General features: G+C 64.1%; 16 protein-coding genes. 8 read left to right on the forward strand and 8 right to left on the reverse strand.

From position 1 onward, the window contains the following. The first annotated feature begins 62 nt into the window (after nt 1-62). The 3 genes from JT360_RS00240 to JT360_RS00250 all read left to right on the forward strand — a co-directional run bounded on the left by JT360_RS00240 (nt 63) and on the right by JT360_RS00250 (nt 2757). Nucleotides 63-812 (forward strand): electron transfer flavoprotein subunit beta/FixA family protein, encoded by a 750-nt coding sequence (locus JT360_RS00240; RefSeq protein WP_214469489.1) that lies wholly within the window; start codon nt 63-65, stop codon nt 810-812. 20 nt (nt 813-832) lie between these two features. Then, nucleotides 833-1762: an electron transfer flavoprotein subunit alpha/FixB family protein gene (locus JT360_RS00245; RefSeq protein WP_214469490.1), complete on the forward strand. Its 930-nt coding sequence runs from the start codon at nt 833-835 to the stop codon at nt 1760-1762. Between the two features lie 116 nt (nt 1763-1878). Then, the gene (locus JT360_RS00250; protein WP_013892834.1) at nt 1879-2757 is read left to right on the forward strand and encodes a 3-hydroxybutyryl-CoA dehydrogenase; all 879 of its coding nucleotides are present in this window, start codon (nt 1879-1881) and stop codon (nt 2755-2757) included. 21 nt (nt 2758-2778) lie between these two features. On the opposite strand, the gene JT360_RS00255 is transcribed toward JT360_RS00250, so the two are convergent. The 3 genes from JT360_RS00255 to JT360_RS00265 form a co-directional block, all read right to left on the reverse strand. Beyond that, nucleotides 2779-4749 (reverse strand): PAS domain S-box protein, encoded by a 1971-nt coding sequence (locus tag JT360_RS00255; RefSeq protein WP_352126980.1) that lies wholly within the window; start codon nt 4747-4749, stop codon nt 2779-2781. Between the two features lie 162 nt (nt 4750-4911). Then, on the reverse strand, nt 4912-5550 hold the full coding sequence (locus tag JT360_RS00260) for an NrsF family protein (protein WP_214469491.1): 639 nt from the start codon (nt 5548-5550) through the stop codon (nt 4912-4914). Nucleotide 5551: 1 nt separating this feature from the next. Further along, complete coding sequence (locus JT360_RS00265; protein ID WP_214469492.1) at nt 5552-6088, reverse strand: sigma-70 family RNA polymerase sigma factor; 537 nt, start codon at nt 6086-6088, stop codon at nt 5552-5554. A 318-nt stretch (nt 6089-6406) separates the two neighbouring features. Between JT360_RS00265 and JT360_RS00270 the strand changes: the two genes are divergently transcribed. From JT360_RS00270 to JT360_RS00280, 3 genes are all read left to right on the forward strand, one after another. Further along, the gene (locus JT360_RS00270; RefSeq protein WP_214469493.1) at nt 6407-7414 is read left to right on the forward strand and encodes an iron ABC transporter substrate-binding protein; all 1008 of its coding nucleotides are present in this window, start codon (nt 6407-6409) and stop codon (nt 7412-7414) included. A 171-nt stretch (nt 7415-7585) separates the two neighbouring features. Next, nucleotides 7586-9166 (forward strand): ABC transporter permease, encoded by a 1581-nt coding sequence (locus tag JT360_RS00275; protein WP_214469494.1) that lies wholly within the window; start codon nt 7586-7588, stop codon nt 9164-9166. Next, complete coding sequence (locus JT360_RS00280) at nt 9163-10245, forward strand: ABC transporter ATP-binding protein (protein WP_214469495.1); 1083 nt, start codon at nt 9163-9165, stop codon at nt 10243-10245. Before JT360_RS00275 ends, JT360_RS00280 begins: the two co-directional genes overlap by 4 nt. Before the next feature lie 44 nt (nt 10246-10289). Here JT360_RS00280 and JT360_RS00285 read toward each other — a convergent pair whose 3' ends face one another. From JT360_RS00285 to JT360_RS00305, 5 genes are all read right to left on the reverse strand, one after another. Then, entirely contained in the window at nt 10290-11099 is an 810-nt protein-coding gene (locus JT360_RS00285) for a phosphodiesterase (protein WP_214469496.1), read from the reverse strand. A gap of 64 nt (nt 11100-11163) precedes the next feature. Next, on the reverse strand, nt 11164-12264 hold the full coding sequence (locus JT360_RS00290) for a sn-glycerol-3-phosphate import ATP-binding protein UgpC (RefSeq protein ID WP_214469497.1): 1101 nt from the start codon (nt 12262-12264) through the stop codon (nt 11164-11166). Nucleotides 12265-12281: 17 nt separating this feature from the next. Continuing rightward, nucleotides 12282-13196 (reverse strand): ABC transporter permease subunit, encoded by a 915-nt coding sequence (locus JT360_RS00295; protein ID WP_214469498.1) that lies wholly within the window; start codon nt 13194-13196, stop codon nt 12282-12284. Nucleotides 13197-13203: 7 nt separating this feature from the next. After that, nucleotides 13204-14088, reverse strand: a complete 885-nt coding sequence (locus JT360_RS00300; RefSeq protein WP_214469499.1) for a carbohydrate ABC transporter permease — start codon at nt 14086-14088, stop codon at nt 13204-13206. A 147-nt stretch (nt 14089-14235) separates the two neighbouring features. After that, nucleotides 14236-15588 carry an extracellular solute-binding protein gene (locus tag JT360_RS00305; RefSeq protein ID WP_214469500.1) on the reverse strand — a complete coding sequence of 451 codons (1353 nt, stop codon included), beginning with the start codon at nt 15586-15588 and terminating at the stop codon, nt 14236-14238. 246 nt (nt 15589-15834) lie between these two features. On the opposite strand from JT360_RS00305, the gene JT360_RS00310 reads away from it, so the two are divergent. Both JT360_RS00310 and JT360_RS00315 read left to right on the forward strand, forming a co-directional pair. Then, the gene (locus JT360_RS00310) at nt 15835-16869 is read left to right on the forward strand and encodes an endonuclease/exonuclease/phosphatase family protein (protein WP_214469501.1); all 1035 of its coding nucleotides are present in this window, start codon (nt 15835-15837) and stop codon (nt 16867-16869) included. A 162-nt stretch (nt 16870-17031) separates the two neighbouring features. Beyond that, nucleotides 17032-19482 carry a sensor domain-containing diguanylate cyclase gene (locus tag JT360_RS00315; RefSeq protein WP_214469502.1) on the forward strand — a complete coding sequence of 817 codons (2451 nt, stop codon included), beginning with the start codon at nt 17032-17034 and terminating at the stop codon, nt 19480-19482. Nucleotides 19483-19484 lie beyond the last annotated feature (2 nt).

Genomic DNA, 19484 nt, shown 5'->3' on the forward strand with positions numbered 1-19484 from the left:
CAACTCAGAAAGGGCGCAGGCTGTTATAGCGCGCGCAACTATCGTGAAGAGGTGACAGGCAAATGAAGATTCTTGTGCCCGTGAAGCGGGTTGTGGATGCGAATGTGAAGGTTCGCGTCAAGGCTGACGGTTCGGCGGTGGAACTCGCCAACGTCAAGATGGCGATGAACCCGTTCGACGAGATCGCGGTGGAAGAAGCGATCCGGCTGAAGGAGGCCGGCAAGGCCGAAGAGATCATCGTCGTCTCGATCGGACCGCAGCAGGCGCAGGAAACCCTGCGCACCGCGCTCGCCATGGGCGCCGACCGCGCCATCCTGGTCAAGACCGACGAACAGACCGAGCCGCTCGGCGTGGCCAAGGTGCTGAAGGGCGTCGTCGAGGCGGAGCAGCCCGGCCTCGTCATCCTCGGCAAGCAGGCGATCGACGACGATTCCAACCAGACCGGCCAGATGCTGGCGGCACTTCTCGGCTGGGCGCAGGGCACCTTCGCTTCCAAGGTCGTGCTCGAAGGCGACAAGGCCAAGGTGACACGCGAAGTCGACGGTGGCCTCCAGACCGTGGAGCTGAAGATGCCGGCGATCGTCACCGCCGATCTTCGCCTCAACCAGCCGCGCTATGCCTCGCTGCCCAACATCATGAAGGCCAAGAAGAAGCCGCTCGACGAGAAATCGCCCGCCGACTACGGCGCCGACGTCAAGCCGCGCCTCAAGGTCATCAAGACCGAGGAGCCGGGCGGCCGCAAGGCGGGCGTCAAGGTCAAGAGCGTCGCCGAGCTGGTCGATAAGCTCAAGAACGAAGCCGGCGTGCTCTGAGATCGGAAGGAACAGATAATATGACCATTCTCCTCATCGCCGAACACGACAACGCAACGCTTTCCGACCAGACCGCCAAGGCGCTTTCGGCAGCCCTGCAGATCGGCTCGGACGTGCATGTGCTGGTGGCCGGCAAGGGCGCCAAGGGCGCTGCTGATGCCGCCGCCAAGCTCAAGGGTGTGAGCAAGGTGCTGCTCGCAGAGGCCGACGAACTCACCGAGCAACTCGCCGAGCCAATGGCCGCGCTCGTCGTTTCATTGGCCGGTGGCTATGACACGATCATCGCGCCGGCGACCTCGTCGGGCAAGAACGTCGCGCCGCGCGTGGCCGCCCTGCTGGATGTCGCGCAGGTGTCCGAGATCATCGAAGTGGTTTCATCAGACACCTTCAAGCGGCCGATCTATGCCGGCAACGCCATCCAGACCGTGCAGTCGACCGACGCCAAGAAGGTCATCACCGTGCGCACCGCCTCCTTCCAAGGAGCGCCCGAGGGCGGCTCGGCTTCGGTCGAGACAGTCAGCGCTCCGGCCAATCCGGGCCTGTCCTCCTTCGTCGAGAACAAGCTGTCGGAAACTGACCGTCCGGAATTGACGTCGGCCAAAATCATCATCTCGGGCGGCCGTGCTCTCGGCTCGTCGGAGAAATTCCAGGAGGTCATCCTGCCCGTCGCCGACAAGCTCGGCGCCGCGGTCGGCGCGTCCCGCGCCGCTGTCGATGCGGGCTATGCGCCGAATGACTGGCAGGTCGGCCAGACCGGCAAGGTCGTCGCTCCCGATCTCTACATCGCGGTCGGCATTTCCGGCGCCATCCAGCACCTTGCCGGCATGAAGGACTCCAAGGTCATCGTCGCCATCAACAAGGACGAGGAGGCCCCGATCTTCCAGGTTGCCGACTATGGTCTTGTCGGCGACCTCTTCGTCATTCTGCCGGAGTTGCAGAAGGCGCTTTGACGCTCGCTGGCAAAGCGTATTAAATAGTGGAGGGCGGGGTAGACGAAGTCGCCCCGCCCTTTTAGTTTGCACCGCACAAAAAGCAGGCCACAAGGCCGTTGGACGGGATCGGTGTAATGAGCAAGATCGAGACGATCGGCATCATCGGCGCGGGCCAGATGGGTGGGGGTATCGCCCATGTCTCCGCGCTTTCGGGTTACAAGGTTCTGATCTACGATATATCGCCTGACCGGATCGAGAAGGGCATCGCCACGATCAGCGGCAACATGGCCCGTCAGGTGGGCTCCGGCAAGCTTGACGAGAAGCTGCGCAACCAGGCGATGGCGCGCATTGCCTCCGCGCCGGCGATGGCCGATCTGGCCGGCGCCGATCTGGTGATCGAGGCGGCGACCGAGGACGAGACGGTCAAGCGCAAGATCTACGCCCAGCTTTGCCCGCAGCTCAATCCAGAGGCCATCCTGGCGACCAACACCTCGTCGATCTCGATCACCCGGCTTGCCGCGCAGACCGACCGGCCGGAGCGCTTCATCGGCATACATTTTATGAACCCTGTGCCGCTGATGAAGCTGGTCGAACTGGTGCGCGGCATCGCCACCGAGGACCAGACCTTCGAGGCGGCGAAAACCTATGTGAAGCAACTCGACAAGACCATCACGGTCTCGGAGGATTTCCCGGCCTTCATCGTCAACCGCATCCTGCTGCCGATGATCAACGAGGCGATCTACACGCTCTATGAGGGCGTCGGCTCGGTCGACGCTATCGACACCGCCATGCGGCTCGGCGCCAACCATCCGATGGGGCCGCTGCAGCTTGCCGATTTCATCGGGCTCGACACCTGCCTGTCGATCATGCAGGTGCTGCATGACGGCCTGTCGGATTCGAAGTACCGCCCCTGCCCGCTGCTGGTCAAATATGTCGAGGCCGGCTGGCTCGGCCGCAAGACCGGGCGCGGCTTCTATGACTATCGCGGCGAGCATCCCGTACCGACGCGCTGAACCCGACGACCGGCCTTTCCCTCACGATGCCGCGGCGAGCGGCTGTTCTGACCTGTCGTCGGTGACCTTGCCGTCCGGCGCCACGCAAACGCATCCGCGGCCGGCCGCCTTGGCGGCATAGCAAGCAGCGTCGGCCCTCGCGATGATCTCGTCGACCTCGCCGCAATCGGCGCAGATCGTAGTGAGCCCGATACTGGCGCCGATCGCGTGCGGCCGGCCATCCCAGGTGAAATCCAGGCCGGCTATCGCATCGATGATCGAGCGCGCCGCAATCCTGGCGCCGGCGGTCGAAGCCGATTTCAGGATGACCGCGAATTCGTCGCCGCCGAGGCGCGCGACGATGTCCTCAGGACCGAGCACGCCGCGCAGCGCCTCGGCCACCCGCTTCAGCAGGGCGTCTCCCGCGGCGTGACCGCCCGTGTCGTTGACCAGTTTGAAGTGGTCGAGGTCGATGAACATGAACTGATGCCTGCTGCCTGCAGTCGTCGCGACGTCCTTGCGGGCCTGCTCGACCAGATCCTCCATGGTGCGGATGAAACTCGAACGATTGGCAAGGCCGGTCAGCGCATCGTGCGCCGCGGCATGGGCAAGCTGCCGCTGCAGGGCGCGTGCATCGGTGAAGTCCTGGAAGACGATGACCAGACCGCAGAATTCGTTGCGCTCGTTCATGATCGGCGACACGACCTGACGGATACTGCAGCGCGCGTCATCGCGCCGGATCAGCACGGCGCGGCTGTTCTGGTCGGACGGCGCCTCCGCGCCGATCGCGGGCCGCGCCAAGCCGATCCTCTGACCCGTCTCCTCGTCGACCGCCCGATAGACATGGCCGAGCGTCTTGCCGAGTGCCTCCTCGCCGGAAACGCCGGTCAGCTTCTCGGCAACCGGGTTCATGAAGGTGACGCGGCTCGCCGCATCGGTGCAGATGACGGCATCGCCGATCGACTGCAGCGTCACCCTGAGCCGCTCCTTCTCGTCGGCCAGCATCGCCGCCGACACCGTCAGGCGCTCTTCGGCCTCCTTGCGCAGGGTGATGTCCGTCAAGCTGCCGATCGCCCGGATCAGCCGCCCGTCCTCACCGCGCTCAATGGCTTTGCCGCGGTCGAGGATCCAGATCCAGCGCCCGTCCTTGTGACGCATCCTGAACTCGGCTTCGAAGAACTCCGTCTTGCCGTCGAGATGCGCGAGATCCGCTTCGGCGACAGTCCGGCGGTCGTTGGGATGGATCATCGTCAGCCAGAGATCGGGGTCGCCATCAAGCTCACCGTCGTCGAAACCCAGCATCTTGACCCAGGTCGAGGAATAGGTCGTGCCGCCCTTGCGCATGTCGAAGTCCCAGACGCCCTGACCGGCGCCGGCGAGCGCGAAGTTCCAGCGCGTTTCGGCCTCGGCGATGCGCGCCTCTGCCTGCTTGCGCGCGTCGATGTCCTCGATCTGCGAGACGAGATAGAGTGGCCGCCCGCTTGTCTCGTCCCGAATGACGGAGCCGGCGAGATGCGCCCAGACGGGTGTGCCGTCCTTCCGCAGATAGCGCTTCTCGAACTGAAAGGCATTGACGGTCCCCGCCTTCAGCCCATCCATGGTTTCGCGGCCGATCTGGAGATCGTCGGGATGCGTGATCTGGAAAAAGGTCAGCGCCTCGATCTCTTCACGGCTGTAGCCGAGCATGGCGGCGAAGGCCGGATTGGTTTCGAGAATGCGCCCGTCCAGCCCGACAATTGCGATGCCAATCGCCGAATCCTGCATGGCCCGGCGGAACCGCTGCTCGCTCTGCGCGATCTGCCGCCGGTCATCGGAGATGCGAACGACGAACAGGCCGGCGAGGAAGAGCGCGCCGGCCGCCACCGCGACCGACATTTGAAGACAAAGTCTGAGTGCTTCGGCGCCAAGGTCGAGCTTCGACGGCACGACCGAGGCCGCCGCCACCGCGACACCCGCCGCAAGCAACGCCAGCGCTGCATGTCTGTGGAGCCTGATTGATTCTCGTAGTCTCACGATCCGTGCCACCCCCGTGGGCAATCGCTTTTTCCCGTGAAAACCTTGGAGGATCGATTTTAAGGAAAGGTTGCGCCCGGGGTATTGGCGATACCGGCAACCGGCAAACATTGCCGGCATGATTAAGGATCGGTATGCAGGGGGGTGTTCGCAGGTACCCTGCTACCAGCGCACGAAAAACCGCCCGCCGAGCGCCCCAAGCAGAGCAAGCGCCGCGATCGCGATCGTATACCAGGTGGCGACGAAAAGCGGCGAATCGTCGAAACAATGCGCGGCATAGAAGGTCGCAGCCAGGCCCCCGGCGAGCAGGCCTGCCACTGCGCCGGCAAGCACCGGCCGCGTCGGCGCACCGTAGCGCAGCATCCACAGGAAGATCGCCAGCGGGCCGATGCCGATCAGCGGGATGAAGGTCATGCAAATCATCATGTTGGAGCCGACAAGGCGGGTTCCCCAATCGGCCTCCGGCACGGCGAACAGCTCCAGAACCACCGCCGCCGCGACCAGCAGCGGCGCGGCAACCATCCCCGCCATCGCCCGCCCGGTCGCCGCACCCGGCGTCGACAAAGCGCGGACCAGGGCGAAGGCGCTGATGGCCAGCACGATGGTGAAAACAAATTTGGAGAGAAAGCGCATCGTGTGCGCGGCCACCATGAAGTCGGGGCGTGGGCCGATCGTCAGCAGGAAGACGATTGCCGCGACAACCACGGCGGCACCAGCCGCCAGCCACCAGGCTGAGCGCAATGGCATCGCCTTGCTGCTTGCATCGGCGTCCAGCGCCTTGATGAGATCGTCCGTCCTCATATCATTCCCGCCCGAATCGTCTTGCTATCGCGGCAAGTCCTCGATGCAGCGACACACGCACCGCTGTCTCGCTGATGCCGAACTTCGCCGCCGTTTCGCCGATCGAGCAGCCCTCCACCGAAACGGCAGAGACCACCGAACGCTGTGCCGGCGGCAATCCGCCCAGGGCCCGGTTGATGTCGCGTTCGCTGACGGTCTCGGTTTCCGGCTCGGCGAACGTCTCGGCGATATCGTCGACATCGATCTCGATGCGCCGTCCGCGCCGACGAAACGCATCGATCAGCTTGAAGCGGGCGATCGCATAAATCCATGGCAGCACCGGCGCGTCCTGGCGCCAGGTATGCCGTTTCACATGAATGGCCAGCAAGGTTTCCTGCACGACGTCCTCGGGATCGACCCCGCCCTGCACGATCTTGCGCCTGACAAAACCGCGCACCAGCGCGGCAATCCGGTGCAGAAAGTCGGCGTAGGCTCTTTCGTCTCCCGCGATCGCGGCCCGCAACAGCCGGGAAAGCTCGGCCTCGTCCTTGCCGCTCACAAGAGTTCACTCCCCGATTTTCGCGCTTCGGCACTGATTTGTTACGTGGCCGGCGAAATAATGTCCAAGCCAAACTAGGGGCAAATCACGAAAGTTTGCGGGATCCTGAGGGCGCAACCGCACACCGGCTCCCCTCACCGGCCTTTGCGGGAATGCCTCGTGCCAAACCGTCGGCCAAGCCGCCATCACATGGAATTGTCCGCTCGCATCGACCTTTACCCCTCAGCGACCGATTGAAGCAGACCGTCAATGTTGACTATACGTGTCAGGTATTGATAGGTGCTTCGTGCCAAAACCAATGACATCGAGGATGACGCCATGAAATTCCCTCTTCCCGCCCTTGCCGGTGCCGCCGCGCTTGCAATCAGCCTGACCGCAGGTCCGGCGATGGCCGAAGATGCCGGCATCATCGTCTACAACGCCCAGCACGAAAGCCTGGCCAAGGAATGGGCCGAAGGCTTCACCAAGGAAACCGGCATCAAGGTCACCTTGCGCAATGGCGGCGACAGCGACTTCTCCAACCAGATCGTCGCCGAGGGCGCCTCCTCGCCAGCCGACGTGTTCCTGACGGAAAATTCGCCGGCCATGGCGCTGGTCGAGAATGCCGGCCTGTTCGCACCGGTCGATGCCGAGACGCTTGTGCAGGTGCCACAGGATTATCAGCCAGCCAGCGGCAAATGGGTCGGTGTAGCTGCGCGCAGCACCGTTTTCGCCTACAACACGACCAAGCTCAAGGCCGACCAGCTGCCCAAGTCGCTGCTCGATCTCGCCGATCCGAGCTGGAAAGGCCGTTGGGCGGCCTCGCCTTCGGGCGCCGATTTCCAGGCAATCGTCAGCGCATTGCTGCAGCTCAAGGGCGAGGCCGCCACAGCCGACTGGCTGAAGGCGATGAAAGAGAACTTCACCGCCTACAAGGGCAACAGCACCGTGATGAAGGCGGTCAACGCCGGCGAGATCGAAGGCGGCGTGATCTACCACTATTACTATTTCGGCGATCAGGCCAAGACCGGCGAAAACAGCAAGAACATCGCGCTGCACTATTTCAAGAACCAGGATCCGGGCGCTTTCGTCTCGGTCTCGGGTGGCGGCGTGCTCGCCTCCAGCAAACATCCGAAGGAAGCCCAGGCGTTCCTGAAATGGGTGACCGGCAAGGGCGGCCAGGACGTGCTGAAGAACGGAACCTCGTTCGAATACGCCGTCGGCAAGGGCGCGGGGTCCAATCCGAAGCTGGTGCCGCTGGCTGATCTGCAGGCGCCGAAGGTCGACGCCACGACGCTGAACTCCAAGAAGGTCACCGACTTGATGACGGCAGCCGGCTTGCTTTAGTTGGCGTTCGTCCTAATAAGGGCAACCGACCGTGCTCCCGCGGGAATTGCCCTTCCGCGGGAGCGTTTTGTTTCGAGATGCATTCGTCCATGACGACACGCTGCGTTCCTGACCGCGACCGCGGTCCCTTGATTGCTGGCGCCGCGCCACAAATGCGGGGCTCTTGAGCTGATGCAGTCCGCGGTCGATCTCGCGCGCCCGGGCTTGCCGCCGAAGATGCGCCGAAGGGCGCAGCGGCGGGCGGCGCCCTGGCTTGTCATCGCCGCCATCCTCGTCTCCCTGCTGGCGTTGGTACCGCTTGCCTTCATCATATGGATCGCGGTGCAGACCGGCTGGGACACCGTCGCGGCGCTGGTCTTCAGGCCGCGCGTTGGCGAACTGCTCGTCAACACGACCCTGCTGGTGCTGCTGGCCGTGCCGATCTCGATCGTCCTGTCGGTGACGCTGGCTTGGCTGACCGAGCGCAGCGACCTGCCCGGCGCCCGGTTCTGGGCCTGGCTGTGCGTGGCGCCGCTCGCCATTCCCGCTTTCGTGCACTCCTATGCCTGGATCACCATGGTGCCCGGGCTGCATGGTCTGTGGGCCGGCGTGCTTGTGTCCGTGATCGCCTATTTCCCCTTCCTCTATCTGCCGGTGTCGGCGGCGCTGCGCCGCCTCGATCCCGCCCTGGAGGACGCGGCCGCGGCACTTGGCCTTGGACCCTGGCGCGTGTTCTGGCGTGTCGTGGTGCCGCAGCTGAGATTAGCCATCTGCGGCGGCTCGCTGCTGGTCGGACTGCACCTGCTGGCCGAATATGGCCTCTATGTCTTCATCCGCTTCGACACCTTCACCACGGCGATCGTCGACCAGTTCCAGTCGACCTTCAACGGACCGGCCGCCAACATGCTGGCCGGCGTGCTGGTGACCTGCTGCTTCGTGCTTCTGGGCCTCGAAGTGCTGGTGCGCGGCGAGGAGCGCTACGCCCGTGTCGGTTCCGGCGCGGCGCGGTACCTGCCACGAACAGGCCTCGGCCGTGCCACCATCCCGAGCCTGGTCCTGCTTGTCTTCACCACGCTGCTGGCGCTTGGCGTGCCGTTCGTCACCATCGGCCGCTGGCTCGTCGCCGGCGGCGCCGGTGTCTGGCGCCTCGACGAAATTGGCCTCGCGCTCGGCCAGACGCTGTTCCTGTCGCTTGCCGGTGCATTGCTTGCCACCATCGCCGCCATGCCGATGGCCTGGATCTCCATCCGCGCGCCGGGGCCGTTGCAGCGCCTGCTCGAGGGTTGCAACTACATCGTCGGCTCGCTACCGGGTGTCGTCATCGCGCTGGCGCTGGTCACCATCACCGTGCGCATCGCCCTGCCGCTCTATCAGACCCTGTTCACAATCCTGGTTGCCTATGCGCTCATGTTCCTGCCGCGTGCCCTGGTCAGCCTGCGCGCATCGATCGCCCAGGCCCCGGTCGAGCTCGAGCGGGCCGCGTCCGGCCTCGGCCGGCCGCCGCTCAACGCGCTGTGGTCGACGACCATCCGCCTGTCGGCGCCCGGTGCCGCGGCCGGCATGGCGCTGGTGGCGCTCGGCATCATGAACGAGTTGACCGCGACCCAGATGCTGGCGCCGAACGGCACCCGCACGCTGGCGATGGCGTTCTGGGCCTACAGCGGCGAGATCGATTACGCCTCGGCGGCCCCTTACGCCTTCATCATGGTGGCGATGTCGCTGCCCCTGACCTGGCTGCTCTATGTCCAGTCGAAACGGATGGCCGGACGATGAGCTTTCTCGAAATCAGCGGCCTGACAAAGCACTATGGCCCGGTCGCAGCACTTGCCGGCGTCGACCTCAATGCCGCCAGCGGCAGCCGCACCGCGATCGTCGGACCCTCCGGCTGCGGCAAGACGACCTTGCTGCGGCTGATCGCCGGCTTCGAGGCGCCGGACCAGGGCCGCATCGTGCTGGACGGCAAGGTGCTGGCCAATGGCGGCGCCGCTGTCCCGGCACATCGCCGCGGCATCGGCGTGGTGGCGCAGGACGGCGCCCTGTTCCCGCATCTGACCATATCGGAGAATATCGGTTTCGGCATGGGCCGGGGCGATGACAAGCGTGCCGAGCGCATCGTCGAACTCGCCTATATCGTCGGGCTGGACAAGGCGATCCTCAAGCGCCGTCCGCACGAACTCTCCGGCGGCCAGCAGCAGCGTGTGGCGCTGGCCCGCGCCATGGCGATGAAGCCGCGGCTGATGCTGCTCGACGAGCCGTTCTCGGCCTTGGATACCGGCCTGCGCGCCTCGATGCGCAAGGCAGTGGCCGAACTTCTGGAGGCCGCCGGCATCACCACCATCCTGGTGACGCACGACCAGGCGGAGGCGCTGTCCTTCGCCAGCCAGGTGGCGGTGATGCGTGACGGGAAATTTTCGCAGGTCGGCACGCCGCGCGAACTCTATCTCAAGCCGAAGGACAGGATGATCGCCGAGTTCCTCGGCGACGCCATCATCCTGCCGGCAAGCATCTCGGGCGGCTTCGCCAGCTCGCCGCTGGGCCGCATCGCCGTCGACACCCCAGACAACAGGGATATCGCCCGCATCATGTTGCGGCCGGAACAGATCGGACTGAAAAGGACATCGCGCGAAGGCATGTCGGGCACGACCGACATGTTGTTCGGCGAAGTGACGGAATCGGAATTCGCCGGCTCGATGTGCACGATCGCGGTGCGGCTGTTGAACAATGCCGATCCGCCCGATGCAGCAGCGATCGGCAACACGCCGCTGATCCTGCGCAAACCTGGCATGGACACCCCGGCGGTCGGCGAGATCGTCCGGCTCACCGTGTCGGGAAAGGCGCATGTGTTCGTCTGAGCGGCCCGAAGGCTGACGGTGCTGCATCCTGCGCGGTAGCCAGGTCACGCCGCGATGCGTTCGCCGGTTTCGGCTGAATAGACGGGCCACTGCTCGAGAAAATCGCAGCCATGCACGATCACGCGCTCGTTGGCGCTGTCGACAAGGATGACCGCGTAGGACGGCGGCGCCTGCTCGACGATCTCGCTCGATCGGTCAAGCGCAAGCTCGAAGCGGGCGTGCAGGCCGCGTTGCGCCGAGAACGGAATGCCGGCGACCGTGCCGGCAATGTCGCGATGAACATGGCCGAAGAAGATGTGGCGGGCGTTGCCATGGCGCCGCAGCAGGCTGAGCAACCGCTCCGGCTGTTCGAGGGCCAGCGGATCGAGCTGCGGCAGGCCGAGCGCGACCGGCGGATGGTGCAGGAAGATGTAGACAGGCCCGCCCGCCGATTGTTCCAGCCGGGCCTCGAGCCAGGCAAGCCGCCTTTCGCACAATTCGCCCTCGATGCGCCCTTCCGCCAGGCAGTCGAGGAACAGCAGCGCTTCGTCGCCGGTGTCATGGACCGACTGCACGAAGCCATTCTCGTCGACCGGATTTTCCGGAAACGCCGCGACAAGATTGGCCCGCCGGTCATGGTTGCCCGGCAGCAGCCTGTACGGCATCGACAGCGGGCTCAGGGCAATGCGAAGATCGGCATAGCTTTCCGGTGCGCCGGTCTCGGTCAGGTCGCCGGTGAAGACGCAGAGTGCCGCGTCGGCGTGATGCGCATTGATGTGCGCGATGCATGAGGCCAGCCGCTGATGCAGGTCCGCGCCAAAGCGGCGCTCGCCTTGCCGGCCAAGATGCACATCCGTGACCTGAATGATTTTCATGATGCTTTCCTGGACGTGCCGAACGCCGGCAGTTTCGTCACCGGCGATGATGGAGGCTTCGGGATCAGAGTGCCGGTTCGGGAACGGAAGCCTTGAACACATCGAGGCGGGTTCCCGTTTCCGACGAGAAGAAATGCATGTCGTCGGGCGAAAGCTTCAGGCCTACGGCACTGCCCGGCTCGGGATGCACGGCCTCCGACGTCATCACCGAAAACGGCGCGCCGTCGAGATCGACATAGATGACCCGCCCCGCGCCGAGTTCCTCGACCAGATCGACGGTCGCCTTGAGCGCGCCCGCCGTGCCCGGCGCCACCAGCCGGACGGCTTCCGGCCGGACGCCCATCGCCACCTTCGTGCCGACCGGCAGGCCGGCGCGGGCAATCGTCAGGCGCCGGCTGCCGCCGAGCAGCGACAGCCCGTCGAGATCGACAGTGCCTTCCAGAATGTTCATCGCCGGCGCGCCGACGAAGGTGGCGACGAAGCGGCTGGCGGGCCGGGTGTAGATCTCACCCGGCGTGCCGACCTGTTCCACCCGTCCACCATTCATCACCACCAGCCGGTCGGCGAGCGTCATTGCTTCGACCTGGTCGTGCGTGACGAAGACGGAGGTAGCGTTCAGCCGGCGGTGCAGCTTGCGGATTTCCGAGCGCATCTGGACGCGCAGCTTGGCATCGAGGTTGGACAACGGCTCGTCGAACAGGAACACTTTCGGCTCGCGGATCATTGCCCGGCCCATGGCGACGCGCTGCCGCTGGCCGCCGGAAAGCGCCATCGGCCTGCGGTCGAGCAGCTGTTCGAGCTCCAGTGTGCGGGCAACCGCCTGTATGCGCAGCTGGCGCTCGGCAGCCGGAACCCCGGCGACCTTGAGCGAATAGCCGATGTTCTGCGCCACGCTCATATGCGGATAGAGCGCGTAGTTCTGGAACACCATGGCGCAGCCGCGCTCGCGCGGCTCGAGTTTGTTGACCACCGTGCCATCGATCGCGATCTCGCCGCCGGAGATATCCTCCAATCCGGCGATCATGCGAAGCAGCGTGGACTTGCCGCAGCCCGACGGCCCGAGGATGACGACGAACTCGCCCGACCTGATATCGAGGTCGACGCCGTGCACGACCTGCATCTTGGCGTAGCTCTTCTTCACGTCGCGAATGGTGATGGAGGCCATTGGCTGTCCTTTCCAGGTCACTTTTCGGTGGCGATCAGGCCGCGCACGAACCAGCGTTGCATGGCGACCACGACGACCAGCGGCGGCAGCATGACGATGAGCGTTCCGGCCATGGCGATGTGCCATTCCGGAATGCCGCCGACATTGGGGATCAACTGCTTGAGCTCCGTCACCGCCGTCGCATGCGACTGGTCGGTGGTGATGAGCAGCGGCCACAGATACTGGTTCCAGGCCCACAGGAACATGATGGTGCCAAGTGCGGCCATGTTGTTGCGCGACAGCGGCAGCAGGATATCGATGAAGAAACGCAGTGCCCCGGCGCCATCCATGCGCGCCGCCTCGGTCAGCTCATCCGGCACCGTCAGGAAGAACTGCCGGTAGAGAAACGTGCCGGTGGCCGTGGCGATCAGCGGCATGATCAGGCCGGTGTAGGAATTGAGCAGCCCGAGGCTGAGCGAGACGTGCACGCCCGATACTTTCTCGATCAGCCAGCTCAAGCCTGTCACGTCGAGAATGGCCTGATAGGGCGACAGCACATCGGCAACGACGGCGTAAGTCGGCACGATGCGCACTTCCAGCGGCAGCATCAGGGTGACGAAGATCAGCCAGAAGATGAAGGTGCGCCCGGGATAGCGGAAATAGACGATCGAGAAGGCGGTAAGCGCCGAGATGATCACTTTGCCTGCCGCCACGCCCGCAGCCATGATGAAGCTGTTGAGCAGCTTGGGGCCGAGATCGGCGGTCGTCCATGCCGTCTTGATGTTGACCCAGAAATCGTTGCCTGGCAGCAGGGACATCGGCACATCGTTGACATCCCTGAGGTTGTGCGACGCCGCGATCGCCACGACCACGAAGGGCGCGACACAAAAGACGAAGCCGACGAACAGGATCAGATGGGTGAAGAAATTGAGGAACGGGGTACGCTCTACCATGGCCATCTCACCTGTAGTGCACGCGCCGCTCGATGAAGCGGAACTGGAAGATGGTGAGCACGATGATGAGCAGCATCAGGATGATGCTCTGCGCGGCGGCGCCTGAATAATCGAGGCCTTTGAAGCCGTCGGAATAGATCTTGTAGACCATCAGATTGGTCGCATTCGCCGGGCCTCCGGCCGTCATGATGTCGACGATGCCGAACGAATCCTGGAAGCTCTCGGTGATGTTGATGACCAGCAGGAAGAAGATCGTCGGCGTGATCAGCGGGAACTGGATATCCCAGAAGCGCCTGATGACGCCGGACCCATCCATCGCCGCCGCCTCGATCAATGACCGGGGGATGGCCTGGAACGCGGCCAGGAAAAAAATGAAGTTATAGCCGACATATTTCCAGGAGAAGGCGACGATGATCGAAGCCATGGCGTCGGCGCCGTCGAGGCCGGGGTCCCAGAAGCCCGGCCAGACCCGGTTGACCACGGCCATGAAGCCGGCTTCCGGCGCCAGGATAAAGCGGAATGCCATCGCCAGCGCGGGGGCGGCGATGCCGTAAGGCCAGATCAGCACCACACGGTAGAGACGCGAGCCGGCAAGCTGGCGATCGGTCAAGGCGGCGAGCACCAGCGCGATGAACATCGCAAGACCGGTGCTGATCGCGGCAAAGACAAGGCTGGCGGAGATCGAGTTCCAGTAGTCGGCGTTGGACAGGATCGAACGGAAATTGTCGAGCCCGACCCAGATGTTGCCGCCGCCCCAGGGCTGCTGCAGCGTCAGCGACCAGTACACGGCCTGGCCGGCCGGCCAGTAGAAGAAGGTGAAGATCAGGACGAGCTGCGGCACCGCGAAAAGGATACCGATAGTCCACTTGCTGAAGGTAACGCGTTTTTCCATCGATCCGCCGACGCCGCCTGAAAGCCAGCTCTGAGCAAAGTGAGACTAATAACGAAATGACCGCCCGTCGACCCAGGCACGATCCCGAAGAGGAACCGGAGAGATCATGCCTGAAAGTGTCCGCGGGCGGCCTGAGATCTTCAGCGATCAGGGCAATGTCTTGCCCGGATAGGTCTGCTGGAAGCGATCGAGGATGGCGTCGCCATTCTTGACCAACGCATCGAGACCTTGCTGGACGCTGACCTTGTTGGCGAAGATCGCCTGCATCTGCGTGCCGAACTCGGCGCGGATCTGGGTGAAATTGCCAAGCCGGATCCCGCGGGTGATTTCGGTCGGCTCGGACGCGGTCAGGCTGGCGATCGCGACTTCACGGCCCTTGTAGGGCGCCTTGTCGTAGAGGCCGGTGGACTTCATGTAGTCGAAGCCCGACTTGGTCACCGGGATATAACCGGTGTTGGTCGACCAGAACAAAGCGGTCTTGGGATCGTGGATGAAGTTGAGGAACGCGGCCGCTCCCTTGTATTCCGCATCCGACTTGCCGGAGAGAACCCACAGCGAGGCGCCGCCGACGAGCGAATTCTTGCGCTCGGTGCCGGCATAGACCGGCAGTTCGGCGACGTCCCAGTTCATGCCTTCCTTCTGCGTCTTGCCGACGGTGCCGTGGTCGCCGACCGAGGTCATGATCACCTGGCAGGTGCCCGAAGCGAAGGCCTGGACCATATCCTGGCCGAGATCCTTGGACTTGATCTTGATCAGACCGGCGTCATACCACTTCTTGAGGTCGGTGACGTACTGGACGAATTTGGTCTTGTTGACTTCCAGACGGGCGTCGAGGCCGCCATAGCCGTTGCTCTTGGTGGCGATCGGCTGGTTGTGGAGCGCCGAGAACTGCTCCATCAGCTGCCAGCTTTCGTTGGCCGAGATGTTGATCGCCATCGGGCATTCGTAGCCGGCGTCCTTCATCGCCTTGAGGTCGGCGCCGACGTCTTCCCAGGTCTTCGGCGCTTCGGTCTTGCCGATCTTGGCGAAGGCGTCCTTGTTCCAGTACATCAACGCGGTCGAGGAATTGAACGGGAAGGACAGCATCTCGCCCTTCGATGTCGCGTAGTAGCGTGCGATGCCGGGGAAATAGTCCGCGTAGTCGATCTTGTAGCCGTTTTCTTCCATCAGCTTGTCGGCGGGCTTGTAGGCGCCTGACAGCATCATGGTCGCGGTGCCGACGTCATAGACCTGGACGACGGTCGGCTGCTTGCCGGCGCGGAAGGCCGCGATGGTGTTCTGCAGAGTGGCGTCGTAATTGCCCTGGCTGGTGCAGACGACTTCGTAGTCCTTCTGCGAGGCGTTGAAGTTCTTGCACAGAGTGTCGACGACACGGGCGAGGTCGCCCGAAAGGCCGAACCAGAAATCAAATTTTACCGGTTCCGCGAAGGCAGGCATCGCCAGCGCACTGCCGAGCGCGCCGACGGCAAGGGCAGCAAGGCCCCGCTTGATGATGGTCATGATTTCTTCCCTCTTGAATGGCTGTTGACAAGGGTCTTGCGCAAGTCCTTGCCCGCTCTCTTAGAGAAGGTATGTGACAGTTCTGCTGTGACCTCTCGGGCCTGTGGACAGCCAGTCTCTCCTCCCCCTCGGCGGTTGCGCCGGCATGAAAACGTCACACCGGCGCCTTAGGTAGCTAGGGCGGCCGTCGATGACGTAAAGACCGTGATGGGCCGCCATGATTATCCGGCTAAAGGGATGATGAAAATGCTGGTGCGGAAGCTGACGCATGTGCCCATCGCCGACAGGCAGGCGATGCGCGAGGGCCCTCGCGACAGCGCCACCCATTTGCGGCACGCCGCCGCCATTCCGGCCCTCGGCCAGATAGAGGTTGGCGGCACGGCGTCGCGCGGCGGCGCCGACGACGCCTTGAAGGTGGTGGCCTGGAACGTCGAGCGCCTCCGTCACGTCGAGGCTATCGCGGCGACGCTTGCCGCACAGGCTCCCGATATCGCGCTGTTGTCCGAAGTCGACGAGGGCATGGCGCGCTCCGGCAACGGTCACCCGCTGGGCATCATTGCCGATCGGCTTGGCCACACATTTGCGTATGGCGTCGAGTTCGTCGAACTCGGCGGCGGTAACGAGGCGGAGCGTTCGGCAACCGGCGAGACCGCCAATGCGGAAGGCTTTCATGGCAATGCCGTGACCAGTGCGGGCCCGCTGCTTCGTCCCTTCCTGGTGCGCCTCGACGCCACCGGCGGCTGGTTCCGGCATGAGCGCGGCCAGCCACGCATCGGCGGACGCATGGCGATCGGCGGCCAGGTTCATATCGGCACCCGCAGGGTGACGGTTGTCTCGGTGCATCTGGAAAATCGTACGAATCCAGCCGGGCGGGCCGTCCAGACGCGCCATCTCCTCGACGCCATCGACAAATACGACCCGGAAGCGCCGGTGCTGCTCGGCGGCGACTTCAACACGCTGACAGCAAGCCATGAGGAGCGCCATGACGATCCGCAGGCGTGGATGGCGCGGGTCGCGGCTGAACCGGGCCGGCTTATCGATGTTGAACGCCACGAGCCGCTGTTCGCGGTGCTTACGGAGCGCGGCTACGACTGGCAGGCTGCCAACAATCTCGACCTGCCCACCCGGCGGCGCGAGGCCGGAACGCCGGTCGGCCGCATCGACTGGTTCTTCACGCGCGGCCTTGCGGCAAGCGCGCCTGCCGTTGTCGCTGCCTTGTTGCCGGACGGCAGCCCAAGCTCGGACCACGACGCCCTGGCGGTGACGGTTCGCCTGAAATAGCTGGCTCGACCAGAATATGCCCCAGAATATGCTGTTGTCGCGCGGCCATCCTGCGTCGGGAAAGCACGCTCCGGTTGCAGGCGCCTTCATCGATCCTTCAACGGCCAAGCATTAATCAGTCATATTTCCTTTTTTATTTCCAATGGGCTTGGGGGAAATAAGATGTTGACAGTCTACAATTGTATCGTGAACCAGCACGATCTGAGACTGGTCGCACTCGCCGCGCTGATCTGCGGAATTTCCTGTTTCTCCGCCGTCAGCCTGCTGAACCACATCAGCCGCTCGACAGACCGGAATCGGCTTGCCTGGCTGATGATCGCCGCCACCTCGACCGGCTTCGGCATCTGGGCAACGCATTTCATTGCCATGCTTGCGTTCACGCCGGGGATACCCAGCGCCTACGATCCGGCGCTCTCCGTGCTTTCGCTCGTTGCCTCGGTCGCGCTGACGGCGGCCGGTATGTGGATCGCCACCTTGCGGGACGAGTTCGAGTATCAACTCGTCGGCGGCGCCGTTCTGGGCGGCGGCATCGCGGCGATGCACTACATCGGCATGACGGCATTCGAGGTCCAGGGCCGGATCGAATGGAACCTGTTGCTTGTCGCCGTCTCCCTGCTGGCCGGCGTGACGCTTGCGGCGCTGGCTCTGCGTGTCGCGCTGCGCCGCCCATCTTTGTCTGCGACCTCTGCCGGCGCGGTGTTGCTGACGCTGGCGATCTGCACCTTGCATTTCATCGGCATGAGCGCCGTCTCGATCATTCCCGATTCCTCGGTCGTCATATCCGAATACACGATCGAGCCGACCTCGCAGGCTTTCGCGGCCGCGGCCGCGACGCTGGTGATCCTGGTGCTCTCGGCATCGGCGCTGTGGATCGATTTGCGCTTCCGTCGCCAGAAGCTCGAGGTCGACCGCATGCACGGCCTGGCCAATGCCGCCGTGGAGGGCCTGATCGTCTGCGACGGAAACCGCATCGTCAGTGCCAATGACAGCATGGGCAAGCTGACCGGCACGCCGGCGGCGACATTGAACGGCATGGAACTGGGCGAACTCTTCGACGAGCGCACCGCAACCGACGCCACCAGCCTGGAAGGCCAGCCGCGACAGGCCGAATTGAGGAACCGAGATGGGACGCGAATTCCCGTCGAACTGATCGCCCGAAGCATCGACTATTGCGGCAAGCCCCATAATGTCATCGCCGTGCGCGATATCCGCGAACGCAAGAAAGCGGAGCAGGAGATCCTTCGCCTTGCCCATTTCGATCCGCTGACGGGACTTGCCAACCGCCGCTCCTTTTCCAGCCGTCTCGACACGGAAATCGCATCGATGAACCGGATCGCAAATGCCGGCTCTGATGCCAACGGCCGGCATCTTGCGCTTCTGCTGCTCGACCTCGACCGCTTCAAGGAGGTGAACGACCTCTACGGACACGGCGCCGGCGATGCGATGCTGCAGAAAGTGGCCAGCTGCGCTGCCGGTGTTCTGCGCCACGGACAGATGCTTGCGCGCCTGGGCGGCGACGAATTCGCCATCATCATCCCCAACCTGCCCGACCCGCAGGCGGCGGGCCGCATTGCCGGATCGGTGCTCGCAGCCATGCGCAAGGAGAACCGGGCCGCGGTCGGCGGCGGCCTCGTCTCGGCCAGCATCGGCATTGCCATCTATCCGCTCGATGCCGAGGACCAGACCAGCCTGATCAGTCATGCCGATACGGCACTCTATCGCGCCAAGAGCGAAGGCAGGGACACCTATCGTTATTTCGAGGCGTCGATGGGCGCCGAGGCCCGCGACAAGCGCGTGATGGAGCACGAATTGCGCCAGGCGGTGGTGCGTGGCGAATTCTACCTCGTCTATCAGCCGCAGAAGGAGATCAGCAGCGGCAAGATGGTTGGCTTCGAAGCCTTGATCCGCTGGCGCCATCCCGAACGCGGCGACGTTTCCCCCGGCACATTCATCCCGGTGGCCGAGGACAGCGGCGCCATCGGGCAGATCGGCGACTGGGTGCTCGACGTGGCCTGCGAGGAAGCCGCCCGCTGGGAAAATCCGCTGACGATCGCCGTCAACGTCTCCGCGGTCCAGCTTCACAATCCCAATTTCAGCCGCAAGGTCCACGAGACCCTGCTGAAGACGGGTCTCGCTCCGACAAGGCTGGAACTCGAGATCACCGAAACCGCGCTGGTGAAAGACATGCCGCGCGCGCTGGCGACCCTGCGGCAGGTCAAGGCGCTTGGCGTGCGCGTCGCCATGGACGATTTCGGAACCGGCTATTCCTCGCTCTCCAACCTCCGCGCCTTCCCCTTCGACAAGATCAAGATCGACTCCTCCTTCATCAAGGCGGTGGATACGAACGGCCAGGTCGCGGCGATCATGCGCGCGGTGCTGGGGCTTGGGCGCGGCCTTGGTCTGCCGGTCCTTGCCGAAGGCGTCGAAACGCTTGGCGAATTGAAGTTCCTGGACGCCGAGGCCTGCGAGATCGGCCAGGGCTACTATCTCGGCAAACCCGCCCCGATCGAGGCGTTTGACGACCTGACCGGCCACGGCAAGCGCGCTGTAGTGCCCGCCCACCGCCAGGATGGAGGCCTCTTATTGCTCAAGCCAAACATACGTTCGGCCTGAAG

The sequence above is a fragment of the Mesorhizobium sp. dw_380 genome (assembly GCF_018588885.1).
GTDB lineage: Bacteria > Pseudomonadota > Alphaproteobacteria > Rhizobiales > Rhizobiaceae > Mesorhizobium.

Coding starts and splice junctions, on each gene's coding strand:
- JT360_RS00300 (WP_214469499.1), bottom strand. CDS start 14,088: ATGGAAAAACGCGTTACCTTCAGCAAGTGGACTATCGGTATCCTTTTC.
- JT360_RS00240 (WP_214469489.1), top strand. CDS start 63: ATGAAGATTCTTGTGCCCGTGAAGCGGGTTGTGGATGCGAATGTGAAG.
- JT360_RS00275 (WP_214469494.1), top strand. CDS start 7,586: ATGCAGTCCGCGGTCGATCTCGCGCGCCCGGGCTTGCCGCCGAAGATG.
- JT360_RS00285 (WP_214469496.1), bottom strand. CDS start 11,099: ATGAAAATCATTCAGGTCACGGATGTGCATCTTGGCCGGCAAGGCGAG.
- JT360_RS00290 (WP_214469497.1), bottom strand. CDS start 12,264: ATGGCCTCCATCACCATTCGCGACGTGAAGAAGAGCTACGCCAAGATG.
- JT360_RS00310 (WP_214469501.1), top strand. CDS start 15,835: ATGCTGGTGCGGAAGCTGACGCATGTGCCCATCGCCGACAGGCAGGCG.
- JT360_RS00245 (WP_214469490.1), top strand. CDS start 833: ATGACCATTCTCCTCATCGCCGAACACGACAACGCAACGCTTTCCGAC.
- JT360_RS00250 (WP_013892834.1), top strand. CDS start 1,879: ATGAGCAAGATCGAGACGATCGGCATCATCGGCGCGGGCCAGATGGGT.
- JT360_RS00270 (WP_214469493.1), top strand. CDS start 6,407: ATGAAATTCCCTCTTCCCGCCCTTGCCGGTGCCGCCGCGCTTGCAATC.
- JT360_RS00315 (WP_214469502.1), top strand. CDS start 17,032: ATGTTGACAGTCTACAATTGTATCGTGAACCAGCACGATCTGAGACTG.
- JT360_RS00295 (WP_214469498.1), bottom strand. CDS start 13,196: ATGGTAGAGCGTACCCCGTTCCTCAATTTCTTCACCCATCTGATCCTG.
- JT360_RS00305 (WP_214469500.1), bottom strand. CDS start 15,588: ATGACCATCATCAAGCGGGGCCTTGCTGCCCTTGCCGTCGGCGCGCTC.
- JT360_RS00280 (WP_214469495.1), top strand. CDS start 9,163: ATGAGCTTTCTCGAAATCAGCGGCCTGACAAAGCACTATGGCCCGGTC.
- JT360_RS00260 (WP_214469491.1), bottom strand. CDS start 5,550: ATGAGGACGGACGATCTCATCAAGGCGCTGGACGCCGATGCAAGCAGC.